Here is a 21456-nt window from a genome sequence, read left to right as displayed (position 1 = left end):
GCCGGGTCAGTCGTGGGGCGAGTCCGTGACGGCGAGGTAGACGTCGTCGAGGGTCGGTTCCGCCATGGTGATCCCGGCGATCGAGATCCGCTCGCGCTCCAGTGCGACGATGGCGGTGGCGAGGTCGGACGGCGTGGTGGCGGGCAGGACGACCGAGCCGTCGCCCGCGCGGGGGAACGGGGTGAACCCGGCTTCCGCCAGCAGCTCGACGGCGCGGTCGGTGTCGGCCTGCACGGTCAGGCGCAGGTGCGTCGACGCACCGCCGACCCGCGCCTTGAGGGCCGCGGGCGTGCCGGAGGCGGTCACCCGTCCTCGGGACAGCACCGAGATCCGCTGCGCGAGCCGGTCGGCCTCGGTGAGGTACTGCGTGGTCAGCAGGGCGGTCGTGCCGGAGGTGACCAGTTCCTCGATGATCTGCCACAGCCCCAGGCGCCCCGGCGGGTCGAGGCCGGTGGTCGGCTCGTCGAGGAACAGCACCTCCGGTCTGCCGACCAGGCTCGCGGCCAGGTCGATGCGGCGGCGCATACCGCCGGAGTAGGTCCGCACCGCCCGCTGGGCGGCGGCGGTGAGCCCGAACACGGCCAGCAGGTCGTCGGCGCGGGACCTGGCCTGCCGGGTGCTCGCGCCGAGCAGGCGCGCGAGCAGGACGAGGTTGTCCCGGCCGCACAGGTTGTCGTCGACCGAGGCGAACTGCCCGGTCAGGCCGATCCGGCCGCGCACCAGGTGCCCCTGGCCGCGCACGTCGAACCCGGCGACCGTCGCCTCCCCGGACGTGGGCACGACGAGCGTGGAGAGCACGTTGACCAGGGTGGTCTTGCCCGCCCCGTTGTGCCCGAGCAGGCCGTGCACGGTGCCGCGCTCGACGCTGATGTCGACCTCGGCGAGCGCGACGACCGCGCCGAAGGACACGCTGATCTTCCGCGCCTCGATCACGGGCTGGGTCATGGGCGCGGTCCCTTCCGGCCTCGGGGGCCGTCGCTCGGCGGAGCGGTCATCGCGTCACGGGCGCCGGAACGCGCGGGTCGCCACGTGCATGCCGACCACGGCGATCACGAGGCTCGTCAGGCACGCGGCGAGCAGCTCGGCGCCGATCGGCGTGTTCATCGTCAGGGCGCGCGCGGCGTTCACGGCGTAGGTCAGCGGGTTCACCACCGCGACCGCGCGCAACCAGTCCGGCAGCGCCTCGATGGGCACGTAGGCGCTGGAGGCGAACATCAGCGGGAACATGGCGAGGGAACCGGCCATCTGCATGGCGTCCGGGCTGCGCAGCACCGCGGCGAGGGCCAGGAAGATCCAGGTGAGCGCCCAGCTCACGTAGAGGGTGAGCACGACCGAGGCCACCGTGCCCAGCACCCCGCCCGAGGGGCGGAAGCCGAACAGCAGCGTGGCGGCCACGGTGAGCGTGGCCAACTGCACCGCGGTGCGGATCACGTCGGCCAGGCTGCGCGCCACCAGCACGGCCCGCGGTGCGACCGGCATCGCCCGCAGGCGCTTGAGCAACCCGTTGTCCATTTCGGACACCAGGCTGACCCCGGACTGCATGGCCGAGCCGATGCCGGTGGTGACGAGGATCGCGGGCATGAGGTAGTCGACGTAGGAGACGCCGGGCGGGAAGCTCGCGGTGTTGGCGATGCTGGAGAACACCTGGCTGAAGAGGGTGAGCATGATCAACGGCTGCGCGAGGCTGAAGAGGACCAGCTGCGGGTCGTTGACCAGGATCCGGAGCGTCCGGCCGCAGAGGACCGCGACCTGGACGTGGACCCGTGCTCCGGTCCAGCGCACCGGGGCCCCGGCCGCACCGGGGAAGGCGGACAGCACGGCGGTGCGGTCCTGCCGGGTGACTCCCGGGGGTCTCTGCATCCGTTGTGCCCCCCGTGCGAGTGTCCGTCGGCCGCGACAACAGGAAGGTAGTGACCCCGGGGAAACCGCGTCAACGGCGAGGCTTCAGCGCGGCGGTGTTTAACGTCGGCCTTAATGTGGTGCGGCCGCGGCACCGGTTCCGTGTCCGCCGAACGCGCGGGAAGGGCGTCATCTGGTGCATTTTTCCGGCCACCCACGTCGGATACGCTGAATTCACCTGTCCACAGTGGCCATTCGCCCGCACGCGAGGGATATCAGCATGGTGAGGTTCGTCCTGGTGCCCCTGCCCGCCCACGGGCACGCGGCTCCGATGCTCGCCCTGGCACAGGGTCTTCGCGCGGCGGGAGTCGCGGCCACGGTGGCGGTCAACGCGGAGTTCGCGGCGCCGTTCACCGCGGCGGGCGTCGAGGTGGCCCCCATCGACGCCGCCGTGCGCAGGCACATCCCGGACCGGACGACGGCGCGCCAGGTCACCAGGGAGATCGGCGAGATCCGCCGACTCCGGCAGAGCATGAAGCGCTCGGTCGACCAGGTGGCCCGCCTGCTGGCGCGCGAACCCGGCACCATCCTGGTCGCCGACATCGGCGCCCGCTGGGCGATCGAGGCCGCCGACCGGTCCGGGACGCCTTTCGCGGTGCTGTTCGCCAGCCACGCGTTCAACGAGGAGCTGTTCGTCTTCGAGGTGGGCAAGCGGATGGGTCGCCGCGCGGCCGGCGTCGCCCGCCGACTGCGCCTCGGTCCCCGCCTCATCCCGGCGATCCGGTCGGTGCCGCCCCGGGCCGAGGTCGGCCTGGTCAACTCCATCGCGGAGCTGCAACCGGAACCGCAGATGTTCCGCGAGGGCTACCGGATGGTCGGCCCGCTCCGCAAGACCGACGACCACCACGAACCCGTGGAACTGCCCTGGGAGCACGGGGAACGGCTGCTGTACGTCTCCACGGGGACCTTCTTCACCCGCGGGGAGGAGTTCTTCCGGAAGGTCGTCCGCGCCTTCGCCGACTCGTCGTGGAACGTCGTCCTGTCCACCGCGCACACCGACCCCGCCGCGCTGGGCGCCCTGCCGGGCAACGTGGTGGCGCACCGCTACGTCCCCCAGCTGTCGGTGCTCGACCGCAGCGCGGTGTTCATCACGCACGGCGGGATCAACTCGGTGTTCGAGTCGATCGCCGCGCGGGTGCCGATGGTCCTGGTGCCCCGGAGCCAGGAGCAGGCCACGAACGCGCGGGGGATCGCCGACGAGGGCGCGGGTGTCGCGATCGACGTCACCGACGACGCCGAGCGGATTCGCCAGGCGGTGGAACAGGTGCACACCGATCCCGCTTTCGCGGCCGGGGTGGCGGCGCTCGCCGAGCGGATCGAGCACCGCCGACTGGGTCCCGCGGCGGCCGTGGAGGCGTTGCTGGAGGTCGCCGCCCGGTTGGGCTTCGTCCACCAACCCCAGGGCTAACCCGGTTCCGTCGCGCGGGCAGCGGTCGGTCGGCCGCTGCCCGCGCGACGTCCGCCCCGGGTGAAGACCGCCGGGGCGGACGTCCTCCACCCGGGGCGGCTCAGCTCGACATCGCGACGAGGACGCGGCGGGGACCGGTGTACGGCCGGCGACCGTGCGCGGCGCGGACGTTGTCGACCAGCATGAAGTCGCCGGCGGTCCACTCGACGTCGACCGCGAGGGCGAGGCCCCGTTCCCGGACGTGGAGCACGTACTCGGCCGGGATGGGCTCGCCGTCGGCGAAGGTGACCGACTGCGGCAGCTCTTCCGGTGGCAGCAACTGCGCCAGTTCGGCGGCGACGTCGTCGCCGAGGGCGGCGGGGTGCCACTGGTCGGCCTGGTTGAACCACACCTCCTCCCCCGTCACCGGGTGCACGGTGGTGGCGGGTCGGACCTGGCTGACGCACAGCCCGCCGTCGTCCTGCCAGGACCAGTCCGCCCCCGTCGCGGCCAGGAACGAGTCGACGTCCGCGCGCTCCGCGGTCTCGAACGTGTCCTGCCAGCTCTTGCCGAGGCCGAGCCCGTCGTGGAGGTTCTGGGTGTAGCGGAGCCCGCGGCGGAAGGACTCGCGGACGTCCGGGTCGAGCGCCGCCAGCCACCCGGCGCAGTCCACCACGGGGGTCGCGCCGCCGGACTCCGGGGCGCGCGCGCAGTAGAACAGCAGCCGGCCGGGCCAGGCGTGGGCGTAGGACAGCTCGCTGTGCATCGAGATGGTGAACTCGGGCGGGTACTCGGTGGAGGTGTAGACGTTGCCGCCGACCTTGGTGCGCGGCGAGTTGCCGTGCACGTAGGCCAACCGGTCCGGCAGCAGGTGGTCCAGGACCGCGGTCAGCCCGGGTTCGGTGACGCCGAACCCGCGGAACACGAGGACGCCGTGCTCGGCGAGCAGGCGGTCGACGTGGTCGTGGTCGGACAGCAGGTCCTCGACCGGGCCGACGTCGCGGCCGGAAATCTCGTGGGGCTGCCACAGGTCGGTGGGCACGGTCGTCCTCCTCGTCGGTGGTCGCGCCGCGGGGACGGGTCCCCGCGGCGCGGTTCTGCGAAAAGCCGCGGTGCGGTCGTGCGCGTGCCCGGCGGGGCCGGTCAGGGCCACTCCGCGCGCAGCCGGTCCAGTTCGGTGTCGCTCAGCGCGGTGAGGGAGAACTCGGTCGGCACCGGGGCGTCCGCGGTCACCTCGGCCGTCAGCGCGGCCAGGGCCGCCGGCGACCGGTGCTCGAAGACGTCGCGCACCCCGAACCCGAGCCCCGCCGCCCTGGCCCTGGCCACCAGGCGCAGGGACAGGATGCTGTCGCCGCCGAGTTCGAAGAACCCGTCGTCGACCCCCACCCGGTCCGCGCCCAGGACCTCGACGAACAGGTCGCGGACCAACGCCTCGCGCGGGTTCGCGGGTTCCCTGCCGCCGGTGGGCGCGATCCGCCGGGGGGCGGGCAGGGCGCCGCGGTCGAGCTTGCCGCCGGGGGTCGTCGGCAGGGCGTCGAGCACCTCGATCGTGGCGGGCACGAGGTGGCCGGGCAGGTGCGCGGCGAGGTGCTCGCGCAGTGCGGCGGGGTCGGCGGGGCCGGTGGTGTAGGCGACCAGGCGGCCGTCGTGCAGCACCACCGCGCTCCCCGTGACACCGGGGTGCGCCAGCAGGGCGGCTTCGACCTCCCCCGGCTCGACCCGGTGGCCGCGCACCTTGAGCTGCGCGTCGGTCCTGCCGAGGAAGTCCAGCGTGCCGTCGGGCAGCCAGCGCGCGGCGTCGCCGGTGCGGTAGAGCCTGCTCCCGGGCGGGCCCGCCGGGTCGGCCACGAACCGCTCCGCGGTGAGGCCGGGCCGGTTCAGGTAGCCGCGGGCGACACCGGCGCCCGCCAGGTACAGCTCCCCGACGACACCGGGCGGCACCGGGCGCAGCAGGTGGTCGAGGACGTGGCACCGCGTGTTGGCGATCGGGCGGCCGATCGGCGGTGACGAGGCCGTGGCGGGGGTGACGGTCGCGGCCGTGGACCACACGGTCGTCTCGGTCGGGCCGTAGGCGTTCGTCACGCCCGCGGTGCGGGCGACCAGGTCGCGGGCGAGGTCGGCGGGCAGGGCCTCGCCACCGGAGACCACCCGGACGCCGCGCAGCCCGTCGGCCCGGTGGGCCACGACCGCGCGCCAGTGCGTCGGCGTCGCCTGCATGACCGTGACGCCGTGCCCGTCGATCAGCTCGTGCAGCGCGGCGGGGTCCCGGACGTCGTCCGCGGTCGCGAGCACCACGCGACCACCCGACGTCAACGGCCCGAACAGCTCCAGGACGGAGATGTCGAAGGCCGCGGTCGTCACCGCCAGCCAGCGGTCCCGGGGTGTCAGGCCCAGCCGCGCGCGCATGTCGGCCAGGAGGTTGGCCACGTTGCGCCGCGACACGACCACGCCCTTGGGCACGCCGGTCGACCCGGACGTGTGGATCACGTAGGCGGCCTGCCCGCCCGCGACGGCGGCGGGGGCGGGCGCGCCGCTGCCCGCTGCCGGGGGCTCCACCGAGGAGGTCCGGGTCAGCACCAGGGCCGGTCGGGCGTCCGCCGTCATGACCCGCACCCGCTCGGCGGGCAGGTCCGGGTCGAGCGGCACGTAGGCCGCGCCGACGTGCCACACCGCCAGCAGCGCCACCACCAGCTCCACCGAGCGGGGCAGCATCACCCCGACCAGCGATTCGGTTCCCACCCCCTCGGCGCGCAACCCGGCCGCCAGCCGCTCCACGCGCCCGAGCAGGTCGCCGTAGGTCACCTCCCCGTCCCGGGACACCAGCGCGACCGCCGCCGGGTCCTGGGCGGACACCGAGGTCAGGACGTCGACCGGCTCGCCGGGGACGGCGGTGTCGTTCCAGTCCGAGGTCACCTGCCGCAGCTCCGCCGGGTCGGCGACCTCGACGTCGCGGATCGGGATGTCGGGATCGGCGGCGACCTGGTCGAGCACGCGGAGGAACCGGTCCGCCAGCCGGGCGGCGGTGGTGTCGTCGAACCGGTCGCGGTCGTACTCGAAGGCCGCCCGCACCCCGTCGGGGAGTTCGGTGTAGGAGAGGGTGAGGTCCAGGCGCGCCGACCCGCCGGCCACCGGTTCCTCGGTGGCGGTCAGGCCGTCGAACGCCAGGGCGGCGGGCGCGGCGACGTTGGGGTTGAGCAGGACCTGGAACAGCGGGTGGCGGCCGGTGGCGCGGGGCGGGTCGAGGAGTTCGACGAGGCGTTCGAACGGCACGTCCCGGTGGTCGTGCGCGGCCAGGTCGGTCTCGCGCACCCTGTGCAGCAGCTCGCGGAACGCGGGCGTGCCGGAGGTGTCCGTCCGCAGCACGAGCGTGTTGAGGAACAGCCCGACGAGGTCGCTCACGGCGGGGTCGTCGCGACCGGCGACGGGGGTGCCGATGGGGATGTCCGTGCCCGCGCCGAGCCGGGTGAGCAGGGTTGCGAGGGCGGCCTGGACGACCATGAAGAACGTGGCGCCCTCGGCCCTGGCCAGCAGGGTGAGCGCGGTGTGCAGGGCGGGCTCGACGTCGAACGCCACCCGGCCGCCGCGGTGGGTGGGCGCGGCGGGGCGCGGTCGGTCGGCGGGCAGCGCCAGCTCGGCGGGCAGTCCGGCGAGCGCGGCCAGCCGGCGGTCGAGGTGCGGGTCCGGCGCACCCCCGTCGAAGGCGTCCCGCTGGTGCAGGACGTGGTCGGCGTAGGTGAGCGGCAGGGCGGGCCAGTCGGGTCGCGCGCCGGTCCGGACCGCGGTGTAGGCGGCGGACAGGTCGCGCAGCAGCGGCCCCGTCGACCACCCGTCCAGGGCGATGTGGTGCGCGACGAGGGACAGCACGTGCTCGTCGGGTCCGAGCCGGACGAGCGTCGCGCGCAGCGGGAGGTCGGTGGTGAGCCGGAAGTCGTGCGACGCCTCGGCGGTGAGCAGGTCCGGCAGTTCGGCTTCGGTGCGGTCGACGCGCCGGAGCACGCGGCCCGGCGGTGGCAGCAGGACCTGGTGGGGGCCGTCGAGGTCGTCCGCGACGAGGGTGCGCAGGGGTTCGTGCCGCTCGACGACGAGCGCGAGGGCGTCGTCGAGGGCGTCGGCGTCGAGGTCGCCGCGCAGCCGCAGGGCGACGGTGACGGTGTAGGCGGGCGTGCCGTCGAACTGGTTCAGGAACCACAGCCGGCGCTGCGCCGCCGACAGGGGCACGCGGGGCGGGCGCGGCCCGCGGACGGGGCCGGGGCGGGCGGGGGCGGCGCCGTCGAGCACCCGCGCCAGGCGGGCGGGCGTGGGCGAGTCGAACACCTCCCGGACGGCCAGTTCCGCGCCGAGCACCGACCGGACCACGCCGACCAGCCGGGTCACCAGCAACGAGTGCCCGCCCAGGTCGAAGAACCCGTCGTCCGGCCCGACCCGGTCGACGCCCAGGACGTCGGCGAACAGGCCGCACAGGATCTCCTCCCGCACGGAGGTCGCGGGCCGGCCATGGCCCGCCTCGACCGAGGGGCGGGGCAGGGCGCGGCGGTCCACCTTCCCGTTGGCGTTCAACGGGAGTTCGGCCAGCTCGACGAACACCGAGGGCACCATGTGCTCGGGCAGGGTGGACGCGGCGTGGGCGCGCAGGACCCGCGCGGGCACGCCGCCGGTGGTGTAGGCGACGAGCCTGCGGTCCCCCGGCCGGTCCTCGCGGGCGACCACGACGGCCGCGAGGACGCCGGGACGGGCGCGCAGGACCGCCTCCACCTCGCCGGGTTCGATCCGGAACCCGCGGACCTTGATCTGGTCGTCGGCCCTGCCCACGAACTCCAGCTCCCCCGAGCGCGACCACCGCACCCGGTCGCCCGTGCGGTAGACCCTGCTCCCGTGCTCGAAGGGGTTCGCGACGAACCGGGTCGCGGTCAGGCCGGGCATGCCCGCGTACCCGCGGGCGACCCCGGCGCCGCCGATGTACAGCTCCCCGGTCACGCCGGGGGGCGTCGGCCGGAGGAACTCGTCGAGCACGAAGCACCGCTCGTCGGTCAGCGGTCGCCCGATGGTCGGCGCGCCCCCGTCCACGACGGACGCCGTCGACCACACCGTGGTCTCCGTCGGCCCGTAGACGTTGAGGACCGACGAGGCGGCCGAGGCCAGTCCGGCGGCGAGGTCGGCGGGCAGGGCCTCGCCGCCGACGAGGACCCGGACCCCGGCGAGGACGCCCGGGTCGTGGTCGAGGACGGTCCGCCACAGGGCCGGGGTCGCCTGCACGACGGTGGTGCCCGACGCGGCGATCAACGCGGTCAGCGCCCGGGGGTCCCGGATGTCCTCGGCGCCGGCCAGCACCACGCGTGCGCCGGAGGTCAGCGGCCCGAACAGCTCCAGCACGGAGATGTCGAACCCGACGGTCGTCACCGCCAGCCAGCGGTCGGCGGGGGACAGGCCGGTCCGCGCGCGCATGTCGGCCAGCAGGGCGGCCACGTTGCCCCTGGTCACCAGCACGCCCTTGGGCCTGCCGGTCGACCCCGAGGTGTGGATCAGGTACGCCGCGTCGTGCGGCGACGCGGGCGGGATCGGGTCCGTGCCCGTGCCCGACGACCAGTCGGCGAACGTGCGCTCGGTGATGGCCGTCGACGGGTCGGCGTCGGCGAGCAGCAGCCGGGTCCGCTCCTCGGGCAGCCCGGGGTCCACGGGCAGGTAGGCGGCGCCCGCCCGCCACACGGCCAGCAGCGCCACCACGAGGTCGACCGAGCGGGGCAGCACCACCGGCACCACGGACCCGGCGGACACCCCGCGGGCGCGGAGGCCGCGCGCCAGCAGCTCGGCGCGGCGGGTCAGCTCGCCGTAGGTCAGCTCGTCCCCGCCGCGGGCGACGGCGACCGCGTCGGGGTCCTGCGCGGCGACCAGGTCCCACGCGTCGGCGGGCGCACCGGACGGCGAGGACGCGTTCCACTCCCCCACCACGCGGCGCGCCTCGGCCTCGTCCAGCAGGTCGAACCGGCCCACGCGCCCACCGGGGTCCGCGGCGGCCTGCTCCAGCACGCGCACGAACCACCCGGCCAGCGCCCGCGCGGTGTCGTCGTCGAACAGGTCGCGGGCGAACTCGACCACGCCGTGCAGCCCCGCGGGCCGCCGGTCGTCGTCGCGGTGCTCCGCGAGCGCCACCATCAGGTCGAACTTCGCGGTGCCCGGGTCCGCGTCCACCGGCGTGGCGGTGAGGCCGGGCAGGGCGGGGGCGGCGGAGTCCGGCTCGTGCCCGTGGACGGACAGCATCACCTGGAACAGCGGGTGCCGGGCGGCGGAGCGACGGGGGGCGAGCACCTCGACCAGCCGCTCGAACGGCACGTCGCGGTGGGCGTAGGCGGCCAGGTTGGCGGTGCGCACGCGGCGCAGGAGCTCGGTGAAGCGGGGGTTGCCCGAGGTGTCGGTGCGCAGCACCAGCGTGTTGATCAGCACGCCCACCAGGTCCTCGACGGCGGCGTGGGAGCGGGCGGTGACGGGCGTGCCGATGGGGACGTCCGGGCCCGCGCCGAGCCGGGTGAGCAGCACGGCCAGCGCCGCCTGCAGCACCATGAACACGGTCGTCCCCTCGGACCTGGCCAGGTCGACCAGGTCGGCGTGCAGCGCGGCGGGGATCGTCAGCTCGACCGTGCCGCCCCGGTGGGACGGCGTGGCCGACCGGGGTCGGTCGACGGGCAGCGCCAACTCGTCCGGCAGGTCGGCCAGGCGCTCGCGCCAGAACGCGAGCTGGCGCGCGGCGACGCTCCCCGGGTCGTCCTCGTCACCCAGCTCCCGCTGCTGCCACAGGGCGTAGTCGGCGTACTGGACGGTCAGCGGGTCCCACTCGGGGGCGCGGCCGGCGAGGCGCGCCGCGTAGGCGGTGGCGAGGTCGTTCCCGAGGGGGCGCAGGGAGCCGCCGTCGGCGGCGACGTGGTGCAGGAGCAGCAGCAGGACGTGCTCGTCCTGGTGGAGCCGCAGCAGCACCGGTCGCAGCGGCGGTTCGCGGCGCAGGTCGAACCCCTCGCGCACGGTCCGGTCGAGCCTGGGGCCGAGGTCGTCCTCCGCGACCGGTTCGGCCACGAGGTCCGGTCGGGTGGCGGGGAGCACGACCTGGTGCGGGCCGTCCGCGTCCTCGGGGAACACGGTCCGCAGCACCTCGTGCCGCTCGACGAGGTCGCCCAAGGCGGCTTCCAGGGCCGCGCGGTCCAGCCTGCCGGTGAGCCGCAGCGCCACCGGCAGCGCGTAGCCCGCGCCGCCGTCGTCGAAGCGGTTGAGGAACCACAGCCTGCGCTGGGCCGACGACAGGGGCAGCCGCGCGGGCCGGGTGACCGGGTGGACCGGCGCGGGGTCGCGCTCCTCGCCGACGAGGCGGGACGCGAGCGCGGCCGGGGTCGGCGACTCGAACATCGCCCGCACGGGGACCGGGGTGCCCAGTGCCGCGCGGACGCGGGCGGCGAGCCGGATCGCCAGCAGCGAGTGCCCGCCGCGGGCGAAGAAGTCGTCGTCGGGGCCGACCTCGGGCACGCCGAGCACGTCGGCGAACAGCTCGCGGACGATCCGCGTCCACGGCGTCTCCGCGACCTCCCGGGTCGGGGTCGCCCCGGAGGGGATCTCGACCTCCGCCAGCGCGCGGCGGTCGAGCTTGCCGTGCGGGGTGGTGGGCAGCGCGTCGAGGAGGCCGATGGCGGCCGGGACCATGTGCTCGGGCAGCGCCTCGGCCAGCCGCGACCGCAGCCGCGCGGGGTCCGGGGCCGCGCCGGGGGACGGCACGACGAACGCGACGAGCCGCCGGTCGGGGCCCTCGCCGGTCGCCACGACCGCCGCGCGGTCCACTCCCCCGCAGGCCAGCAGGGCGGCTTCGACCTCGCCGGGCTCGATCCGGAAGCCGCGCAGCTTGACCTGGTCGTCGGCGCGGCCGTGGTGCTCCAGCAGGCCGTCGCGGCGCCACCGGACGAGGTCGCCGGTGCGGTACAGGCGGGAGCCCGGCGGGCCGAACGGGTCGGCCACGAAGCGCTGCGCGGTCAGCTCGGGCCGGTCCAGGTAGCCCCTGGTGACCAGGTCGCCCGCGACGTGGAGTTCGCCCACGACGCCCACCGGGACCGGGCGCAGCCGGTCGTCGAGCACGTGGGCGCGGGTGTTCGGGAACGGCGTGCCGATCGGCACCGGCCCGTCGGGCAGGGGCGTGCCGGGGTGCACGGTGAAGTCGGTGCAGTTGACCGTGGTCTCGGTCGGCCCGTAGGCGTTGACCACGCGCGCGTGCGGGTTGCGCTCGCGCCACCGGGCGAGCGCGGCGCCGTGCAGGCCCTCCCCGCCGAGCACGAGGGTGCCGCGCGGTGACGCGTCGTCGGGCAGGCCGTCGAGGAGCGCGAGGTGGCTCGGGGTGAGCTTGGCGAAGTCCGGGCGGGGCAGGGTGGTCGCGGTGTCCTCGGCCAGGTCGGCCAGCACCACCGAACCGCCGGCGACCAGCGGGGTGTAGAGGCCGGTGACGGTCAGGTCGAACGACAGCCGGGAGGACACCAGCGCCGTGCCCGCGGCGTCCGGGTAGGCGGCGCGGGCGCGCCGCAGGTAGGCGCCCAGGGAGCGGTGCTCGACCACGACCCCCTTGGGGCGGCCGGTGGAGCCCGAGGTGTGGATGACGTAGGCGGCGCGCCGGGGGTGCGCCGGGACGCGCGGGTCCGCGTCGTTCCCGGCCGCGGTGTCCGGCCAGGTCGCGCCGGGCAGTTCCGGGCCGCCCAGCACGAGCGCGGGCCGGGTGTCGTCGAGCAGGGCGCGCACGCGCTCGGCGGGCAGGTCCGGGTCGACGGGCACGTACGCCCCGCCCGCCTTGAGCACGGCGAGCAGCGCGACGACCGTCTCGACGCGCCTGGTCGCCGACACCGCGACCAGGCGCTCGGGGCCCACGCCGAGCGCGATGAGGTGGTGGGCGAGCCGGTTGGCCGCGGCGTTGAGGGCGCCGTAGTCCAGCGCCGTCGAGGAGTCGCGCACGGCGGGTCGCCGGGGGTGCTCGGCGGCGCGGGCCTCGAACATCTCCACGACGTCCTCGTCACCGAGGTCGGCCGCGGTGTCGTTCCACGCCGCCGGCACCCGGGCGGCGTCGCCGAGCACGTCCAGGTCGCCGAGCCGGCGGTCCGGGTCGGCGACGGCGGCGGCCAGCACCCGCAGCAGCCCGTCGGCCAGGGCTTCGGCGGTGGCGCGGTCGAACAGGTCCGCCCGGTGTTCGAGCACCGCGCCCATCCCGCCGTCCGCGCGGTCGAAGAGCCGGAACAGCAGGTCGAACTTGGCGGTGTCCGGGGGCAGCGGTTCCAGGGCTGCGGTCAGGCCGGGCAACTCGACCGGCGCGGCGGCGGGGTCGGCGTTCTGCACGACCAGGCGGACCTGGAACAGCGGGTGCCTGCCCGGTGACCGGGTCGGGCTCAGCGCCGCCACCAGGCGCTCGAACGGGACGTCCTGGTGGTCGTAGGCGGTGAGGTCGGCGGCGCGCACGCGGTCCAGGAGCTCGGTGAAGGCCGGGTCGCCGGAGGTGTCGACGCGCAGCACGAGCGAGTTGAGGAAGAGGCCGACGAGGTCCGCCACCGCGGGATCGGTGCGCCCGGTGATCGGTGAGCCGATGACGATGTCGTGGCCCGCGCCGAAGCGGGTCAGGAGCGCCGCCAGCGCGGCGTGCACGACCATGAACGCGGTCGTGCCGCGGTCCCTGGCGAGCCGCGCGACACCGCGCCTCAGCTCCGGCGTGAGCCGGAACTCGACGGTGCCCGCCGCGCCGGGTTCGGCGGCGGCGCGCGGCCGGTCGAGCGGCAGCCGCAGCTCCTCGGGCGCGCCGGCGAGGGCGGCGCGCCAGTGGTCGAGCTGGAGGGCCATCGGGGAGCCCGGTTCGTCGTCCGCGCCGAGCGCCGCGAGCTGCCACAGCGCGTGGTCGGCGTACTGCACGGGCAGCGGCTCCCAGGCCGGGGCGCGATCGGCGAGGCGCGCCGCGTAGGCGGTGGCGAAGTCGCGCAGCAGGGGCGCCACGGACCACTCGTCGACGGCGATGTGGTGCAGGACGAGCAGGAGCAGGTGCTCGTCCCGCGCCACCCGGAACAGGGTGGCGCGCACCGGGAGGTCGGTGGCCAGGTCGAACGGGCGGGCCACCTCGGCGGCCACCGCGCCGTCGTCGTGCGCGGTGACGCCCACCGGGAAGGGCGCGGGGGGCAGCACGACCTGGTGCGGGCCCGTCGCGTCCTCGACCACCAGGGTCCGGAGGACCTCGTGCCTGGCCACGACGTCGCCGAGCGCGGCGGCGACCGCGGCGGCGACCAGCTCGCCGGTCAGGCGCAGCGGCACGGGCAGGTGGTACGCGACGCCCCCGTCGAGGCGCTGGAGGAACCACAGCCCGAGCTGCGCCGAGGACAGCGGGACGCGGTCGGGACGCGGCCCGGCCACCACGCCGGCGCGCGCCCGGCCGGCGGTGGAGAGCGCGCGGGCGAGTTCCGCCGGGGTCGGCGAGTCGAACACCTGGCGCACCGCCACCTCGACGCCCAGCGCGGCCCTCACCCGGCCGACCAGGCGCGTCACCAGGAGCGAGTGCCCGCCGAGGGCGAAGAAGCCGTCGTCGGGGTCGACGCGGTCGACGCCCAGCACGTCGGCGAACAACCCGCACAGGACCTCCTCGCGCTGCGACGAGGGCGCCCTCCCGGCGCGCGACCGGACCACCGGGGCGGGCAGCGCGCGGCGGTCCACCTTGCCGTTGGCGTTGAGGGGCAGCTCGTCGAGGACGACGAGGACCGACGGGACCATGTAGCCGGGCAGCACCTCGGCGACGCCGGCGGCGAGCGCGGCCCGGTCGACCGAGCCGACGACGTACCCGACGAGGCGGCTGTCGCCCGGCCGGACCTCCCGCACGGCGGCGACCGCGGCGACCACGCCGGGCTGGGTGCGCAGGGCGGCTTCGACCTCGCCGAGCTCGACCCGGAAACCGCGGACCTTGACCTGGTCGTCGGTTCGACCGACGAACTCCAGCCGGCCCTCCCTCGACCACCGCGCGCGGTCGCCCGTGCGGTACAGCCGCTCCCCCGTGCCGAACGGGTCCGCGACGAACCGCGACGCGGTCAGCCCCGCCGAGCCGACGTAGCCGCGACCGACGCCGGCGCCGCCGACGTACAGCTCGCCCACCACGCCCGGCGGCACCACGCGCAGCCCCTCGTCCAGCACGAAGCACCGCACGCCCGCCATCGGCGAGCCGATCGTCGGCGTCCCGCCGTCCACGACGGACGCCGTCGACCACACCGTCGTCTCGGTGGGCCCGTACACGTTCAGGACGGACGCGGCCGACGCGTGCAGGTCGCGCGCCAGCGGCGCGGGCAGGGCCTCGCCGCCGACGAGCACCCTCACGCCGCGCACCGCGTCCGGGGCGGCGTCGAGGAGGGCGCGCCACAGGCCGGGTGTCGCCTGGGCGACCGTGATCCCGCACCGGGTGGTCAACCGGTGCAGCGCGGACGGTTCGCGCACCTCGTCCGCCGTGGCGAGGACGACCCGGCCACCGGAGGTCAGCGGACCGAACAGCTCCAGCACCGAGATGTCGAACCCCACCGTCGTCACCGCCAACCACCGGTCCGACGACGACAAACCCAACCGCACCCGCATGTCACCCAACAGGTTCGCCACGTTCCCCCGCGACACCACCACACCCTTCGGCCGACCCGTCGACCCCGACGTGTACATCGCGTACGCGGCCTGGTCGGGCGACACGAGGCCCCCGGGGAGCGGGCCGCCGCCGTCCGCCAGGTCCGCCGCCACGTCCTCGGTGACGACCAGCGCGGGCCGGGCGTCCTGGAGGACCGCGGTCAGCCGCTGGGCGGGCCAGCCCCCGTCGAGCGGCAGGTACGCGGCGCCCGCCCGCCACACCGCCAGCAGCACCACGACCAGGTCCACCGACCGGGGCAGCAGCACGCCGACCAGGTCCTCGGGACCGACGCCCCGCGCCCCCAGGCCGGACGCCACCCGCTCCGCGCGGTCGACCAGCTCGCCGTAGGTCAGCCCGTCGTCGCCGCACACCACCGCGACCGCCGCCGGGTCCTGCGCGGCGACCAGGTCCCACACGTCGTCCGCGGTGGCGACCACGTCCGACCTGTTCCACTCCACGACGACCCGGTGCGCCTCGGCCGCCTCCAGCAGCTCGAAGCGGCCCAGCCGCCGACCGGGGTCGGCCACCGCCTGTGCCAGCACCCGCCCGAACCACGTCGCCAGTGACCGGGCCGTGGCCTCGTCGAACAGGTCGGCCCGGTACTCCAGGACCGCGTCGAGCCCTCCGCCCGGCAGCTCCCCGATCTCGAACGCGAGGTCGAACCGCGCGCTGCCGGTGCCGAGCGGCACACCGGAGACCTCGGCCCCGGGCCAGGGGGCGAGGGGCGGCGCGGCGGTGTGCGTCGACAGCAGGACCTGGAACAGCGGGTGCCTGCCGTGCGACCGGGTCGGGTTGAGCAGCTCCACCAGCCGCTCGAACGGCACGTCCTGCTCGTCGTGCGCGGCCAGGTCGCCGTCGCGGACCCGGCCGAGCAGGGTGGTGAAGGACGGGTCGCCCGCCGTGTCGGCGCGCAGCACGAGGGTGTCGAGGAACAGGCCGACCACGTCCGCCACCGCCGGGTCCGACCGGCCCGCGACGGGGGTGCCGATCGGGAGGTCCGTGCCCGCGCCCAAGCGGGTCAGCAGGACCGCGAGCGCGGTGTGCAGGACCATGAACACCGTGGCGTGGTGGGCGCGGGCGAGCGCGACGAGGCCCGCGTGCACGTCGGCGGGCACGGTGAACGCCACCGCGCCGCCGCGGTGGTCCGGGTCGGCCGGGCGCGGCCGGTCGACGGGCAGCGCCAGCTCCTCGGGCAGCCCGGCCAGGTACCGCAGCCTGCTCACGGCCTGGCGGGCGACCTCGCCGTCCTCGGCGTCGTCGCCGAGCACGTCCCGCCGCCACAGCGCGTAGTCCGCGTACTGGACGGGCAGCGGCGCCCAGTCCGGGGCGCTCCCGGTCCGGCGGGCCGCGTAGGCGGTGGTCAGGTCGCGCAGGAGGACGCCGATCGACCACTCGTCCACCGCCACGTGGTGCGCCACCAGCAGGAGGACGTGGTCGTCGTGGCCGACGTGCACGAGGTGGGCCCGGAACGGGGCCTCGGCGTCCAGCCTGATCGGGCGTTCGACCTCGGCCCGGAGCACCTCGTGGAGCCGGTCGTGCGTGGTGTCCCGCTCGGTCAGGCCGGGCGTCGAGCCCGGCGGGAGCACCCGCTGGTGGGGTCCTTCGGCGTCCTCCGGGAAGGTCGTGCGCAGCGCCTCGTGCCGGTCGGCGACGTCGACGAGCGCGGCGGCGAGGGCGTCCCGGTCGACCTCGCCGCGCAGCCGGAGGGCGGTGGGCGTGTGGTAGGTGGAGCCGTCGGGTTCGTAGGCGTTGAGGAACCACAGCCTGCGCTGGGCGGGCGAGAGCGGGATGCGCCCGGGTCGGGGGCGGGCGGTCAGCGGGGTGCGCGCCTCGTCGGCGCCGACGAGGGCGCGGGCGAGGCCGGCGGGGGTCGGCGCGTCGAACAGCGCGCGCACGGGCAGCTCCACGCCGAGGGCGACGCGCACCAGGCCCACGAGGCGCATCGCCAGCAGCGAGTGCCCGCCGAGGTCGAAGAAGCCGGTGTCGGGGCTGATCCGCTCGACGCCGAGCACCTCCTCGAACAGCCCGCACAGGACCTCCTCGCGCGGGGTCGCGGGCGCCCGCCCCGCGGTGCCGAGGAGGTCGGGCACGGGCAGCGCCAGGCGGTCCAGCTTGCCGGTGGGCGTCATCGGCAGCGCGTCGAGCACGACGACCGCCGACGGCACCATGTGCCCCGGCAGCCGCTCCGCGAGGTGCGCCCGCACGGCCGCGTGGTCGATCGGGCCCGCCGCGGTCGCGTAGGCGACGAGCCTCGGGTCGCCGGGGCGGTCCTCGCGGAGCACGACCGCGCACTGGAGCACCGACGGGTGCTCGCCGAGGACGGCCTCCACCTCGCCGGGTTCGACGCGGAACCCGCGCAGCTTCACCTGGTCGTCGGTCCGGCCGACGTACTCGATCAGCCCGGCGGCCGACCACCGGACGCGGTCGCCGGTGCGGTAGAGGCGCCCGCCGCCCGCCTCGAACGGGTTGGCCACGAACCGCTGCGCGGTCAGGCCGGGCCTGCCCAGGTAGTTCCGGGCCAGGCCCGCGCCGGCCACGTACAGCTCACCCGCGGTGCCCGGCGGCACCGGCCGCAGCCAGGGGTCGAGCACGTAGCAGCGGACGTTGTCGATCGGCGGGCCCAGCTCGGCCGGCCTGTCGGCGCGGACCTCGCCGATGGTCGTGTCGGCGGTGCACTCCGTCGGGCCGTAGAGGTTGTAGGCGCGCAGGCCGGGCACCGAGTTCAGGTCGGCGCGCAGCCCGGCGCCGATGGTCTCGCCGCCCAGGACCACCACGGACGGCCGGTGCCGTCCCTCGTCGAGCAGGCCCGCGGCCACGAGGTGCAGGCACTCGCTGGGGGTCAGGTCGATCACGTCCACCCGTTCCCGGACGACCTGCGCCGCGAAGGCCGCCGGGTCGAGCCGGGTCTCGTCGTCGACGAGGTGCATCTCGTGCCCGTGCGCGGCCATCCACAGGAAGATCCCCCAGGAGGCGTCGAACGAGAACGACGCCGTGTGGTCCATCCGCAGCCGCCGGCCGCCGACCGCCCGCACGGCGGGGTCGAGCACCTGCCCGCGGTGGTGGTGCAGGAGGTTGGTGAGGCTGCCGTGGGTCACCAGGGCGCCCTTGGGCCTGCCCGTCGACCCGGACGTGTAGAGGATGTAGGCGCCGTGGGCCGGGGTGGTCGCGCGCGGGGGGTCGGTGGCGGGCCGGCGCTCCAGTTCGGCGCGGACCTCCGGCGCGTCGAGGACGAGAACGCGGTCCGGGTGGACGGCGGCGGTCCGGTGCGCGACCGCGCCGGTGGCGACCACCAGCGCGGGGTCGGCGTCGGCCAGCATGAACGCGGTGCGCTCGGTCGGGTAGTCGGGGTCCACCGGCAGGTACACCGCGCCCGCCTTGTGCACCGCCAGCAGCGCCACCACGGAGTCGACCGACCGCGGGACCAGCACGGCGACCACGACCTCCGCTCCCGCGCCCCGCGCGAGGAGCGACCGGGCCAGCGCGTTGGCCCGCGCGTCCAGCTCGGCGTAGGTCAGCGACTCGTCCCGGTGCACCAGGGCCACCGCGTCGGGGGTGCGGCGGACCTGGGCGGCGAACAGGTCGGGGAGCACGTCGGCGGGGTGTTCGCGCGCCGTGTCGTTCCACGTCACCAGGACCTGCCGGCGCACGGCCGGGTCGAGGGTGTCCAGGTGGCCCACCGGGACGCCGGGGTTCGCCACGACCGCGCCCAGCACGCGCAGCAGGTGGGCGGAGACGTCCTCGGCCTCGGCCCGGTCGACGAGGTCGGGCCGGTGGTCGAGGAGGAACCGCAGGTCCGGGTCCGCCACGGCGACCAGGCCCAGCGGGTAGTGGGTGGCGTCGTAGCCGCGGGCGGCGGTGACGACCAGGTCCGCGAAGGTGCCGTCGGCGGCCGGGTCGGTGGGGTAGTTCTCGAACACGAACGAGGTGTCGAACAGCGTCGGCAGCCCGGTGACGGCCGTGACGTCGGCCGGACCCAGGTGCTGGTGCGGCAGCAGCGCGGCCTGCTCGACCTGCACCCTGGACAGCAGCGCGGCCACCGGCTCGCGCGGGTCCAGCCGCACCCGCACCGGCAGCGTGTTGACGAACAGCCCCACCATGTCCTCGACGCCGGCCAGCTCCGGCGGGCGGCCCGCGACCGTGGAGCCGAAGGCCACGTCCGGACGGCCGGTGCGCTCGGCGAGCACCAGCGCCCAGCAGACCTGGAGCACGGTGTTGGTCGTCAGCCCGTGGTCGCGGGCCAGGGCGGCCAGGCCGGCGGCCACCCCCGGCTCGGGGGTGAAGCCCAGCTGCCGGGGCGCGGCGGACGCGCGGGTGGCGTCCGGGTCGGCGACCAGCGTGGGCTCGTCGAAGCCGGCGAAGGCCCGTGCCCACGCCGCCTTCGCCGCCCCGGTGTCGCGGGAGGCCAGCCACCGCGAGTAGTCCCGGTGCGGGCGCACCGGGGGCAGGCCGCTCGCGTCGCCGCCCGAGCGGTAGAGCGCGACGAGGTCGCGCAGCAGCACCGGCATCGACCAGCCGTCGAGCACGATGTGGTGGTTGGTCAGCACGAACCTGTGGGCGCGCTCGCCGACGCGCAGCAGGGCGCAGCGCAGCAGCGGCGGCGCGCCGAGGTCGAACCGGTGCTCGCGATCGGCCAGGGCCTCCCGCTCCGCGGCGGCGGCGGGGTCGTCCTCGGCGCGCAGGTCCCGTTCCCGCCAGGGCAGGACCGCCGTGCGGGCCACCACCTGCGCCCAGTCGCCGGTGCGCCGGCGGCGGAAGGCGGTGCGCAGGGTCGCGTGCCGGTCGACCAGCGCCTGCGCCGCGGCCCGCAGCGCGCGTGCGTCGAGGTCGCCTTCGAGGTCGACGACCAGTTGGGCGACGTAGACGTCGGCGCCCGACGGCCCCTCGTAGGCGTGGTGGAACACCATGCCCTGCTGCACCGGCGTCAGCGGCAGGATGTCCTCGATGACCCGGCGGTCCTGGCTGGCTCGACTCACGCGCGCGTCCCCCACTCCGCTTCCAGTTCCTGTTCCCAGTCGTCGATCTCGTCCTGCGTCACGCCGGGCAGCACCACGTCGGACGGGGTGAGACCGCCCGCGTCCGGGTCCGCGACGTGGGCGACCAGGTCGCGCAGCGCCGCGAACCACAGCTCGGCCAGCTCGCGTACCTCGGCTTCGGCCAGCAGCTCGCGGCCCCACGTCCAGGCCGCGACGAGCCGGGGCCCGTCCGCGCCGTCGCGGGTGAGCGCGTTGAGCTCCACGGCGTGCGCCAGCGGCAGCTCCGGCGGCGCGCCGCCGCCCGCGCCGGCGACGTCGGGCACCATGCCCCAGTCCCCCGGTTCCTCCGCGAGCAGGCGTCCGAGGTAGTTGAAGCCCAGCTGCGGCGCGGCGGCGCCGGCCAGTCCCCCGCCCGGGTCGAGGTGGCGGAGCAGGCCGTAGCCCAGGCCGCGCCCCGGTACCGCCCGCAGCTGTTCCTTGACCTGCTTGAGCAGCCGTCCCGCGTCGCCGCCCACCGCGCCGGGTCCGGTGTCGAGGTGGAGCGCCACCGGGTGGACGGTGGTGAACCAGCCGACCGTGCGGGACAGGTCGACCCCCGGGTAGGTCTCGTCGTGCCGCCCGTGGCCCTCGACGTCGACGAGGACCTCGGTCGGCACGACGCCCCGGGCGCGGCGCCACTCGCGGACCGCGGCGGCGAAAGCGGTCAGCAGCACCTCGTCCACGCCGGCCCGGTACGCGGCGGGCACCGCGGTCAGCAGCGGCGAGGTGATCTCCGCGGGCAGGGTGAGCTGGAGGGTGCCGGCGGTGGCGTGGGTGTCGCGGGCGTCCGGCGCGCGGGTGCCGAGCAGGGGGTCCGGGCCGCGCACGACCCGTTGCCACCACGGGAGTTCGGCGGCGCGCGCCGGGCCGCGGGCGTCGTCGTCCAGCAGCCGCGCCCAGCGGCGCAGCGAGGTGGTCGTCGGGTCCAGTTCGAACGGCCGGCCGGCGCGGACCTGCTCGGCCGCGCGGGCCAGGTCGCCGAGGAGGATGCCCCAGGAGACGCCGTCCACGGCCAGGTGGTGGGCGACCAGGAGCACGGTGCCGGGGGCTGTCGGGCCCGCGTCGAACCAGAGCACCCCCAGGACCGGTCCGGTGGTGGGGTCGAGCGAGCGGCGGACGCGGTCGGCGTGGTCGCGCAGGAGGCGGTCCCGGTCCGCGGGGTCCATCCCCGCCACGTCCCACCGGTGCACCACGTCCTCGGCGGGCACCGCGCCGGGCGGGTGGACGCGGAGGCGCCAGGTGCCGCCCGGGTCCACGTCCACCCGCAGCCGCAACGCGTCGTGGTGGTCGAGGAGCGCGCCCACGGCGGCCACCAGTTCGCCCCGGCGCAGGCCGGCGGGGGCGCGCACGGCCATCGACTGGGTGAAGCCCGCGACGGGGCCGCCGCGCGCGGCCTGCCAGGCCACGATCGGCGTCAGCGGCACCTCGCCCACACCGGCGCCCGGTTCCTCCGCCGCGACCGCGGTCGCGGCGGAGACCGCGGCCAGCCGGGCCGGGGTGGGCTGCTCGAACACGTC

General features: G+C 76.2%; 6 protein-coding genes (1 of these 6 only partly in view). 1 reads left to right on the top strand and 5 read right to left on the bottom strand.

All coding sequences use genetic code 11. The features are described 5' to 3' along the window. Nucleotides 1-6: 6 nt before the first annotated feature. Nucleotides 7-945 (bottom strand): ATP-binding cassette domain-containing protein, encoded by a 939-nt coding sequence (locus tag ACRAKJ_RS14165; protein WP_438923719.1) that lies wholly within the window; start codon nucleotides 943-945, stop codon nucleotides 7-9. Between the two features lie 54 nt (nucleotides 946-999). Beyond that, nucleotides 1000-1860, bottom strand: a complete 861-nt coding sequence (locus ACRAKJ_RS14160) for an ABC transporter permease (protein ID WP_438923720.1) — start codon at nucleotides 1858-1860, stop codon at nucleotides 1000-1002. Between the two features lie 259 nt (nucleotides 1861-2119). On the opposite strand from ACRAKJ_RS14160, the gene ACRAKJ_RS14155 reads away from it, so the two are divergent. After that, on the top strand, nucleotides 2120-3307 hold the full coding sequence (locus ACRAKJ_RS14155) for a nucleotide disphospho-sugar-binding domain-containing protein (RefSeq protein WP_447008970.1): 1188 nt from the start codon (nucleotides 2120-2122) through the stop codon (nucleotides 3305-3307). Between the two features lie 100 nt (nucleotides 3308-3407). On the opposite strand, the gene ACRAKJ_RS14150 is transcribed toward ACRAKJ_RS14155, so the two are convergent. The 3 genes from ACRAKJ_RS14150 to ACRAKJ_RS14140 form a co-directional block, all read right to left on the bottom strand. Further along, a complete protein-coding gene (locus ACRAKJ_RS14150; RefSeq protein WP_447008969.1) occupies nucleotides 3408-4328 on the bottom strand; it encodes a TauD/TfdA family dioxygenase in 921 nt (306 codons plus the stop codon). Between the two features lie 101 nt (nucleotides 4329-4429). Beyond that, entirely contained in the window at nucleotides 4430-19900 is a 15471-nt protein-coding gene (locus ACRAKJ_RS14145) for an amino acid adenylation domain-containing protein (RefSeq protein WP_438925971.1), read from the bottom strand. Next, nucleotides 19897-21456: the final stretch of a non-ribosomal peptide synthase/polyketide synthase gene (locus tag ACRAKJ_RS14140; RefSeq protein ID WP_447008968.1), read on the bottom strand. Its footprint extends 20016 nt past the window's final position; only the last 1560 of its 21576 coding nucleotides appear in the window; its start codon lies off the right edge, out of view; it ends in the stop codon at nucleotides 19897-19899. The genes ACRAKJ_RS14145 and ACRAKJ_RS14140 overlap by 4 nt, the downstream gene beginning before the upstream one ends.

This window comes from Saccharothrix sp. DSM 118769, from assembly GCF_052936295.1.
The sequence above is the reverse complement of the archived record's forward strand: the minus strand, read 5'-3'. Positions and strand labels throughout refer to the sequence as shown.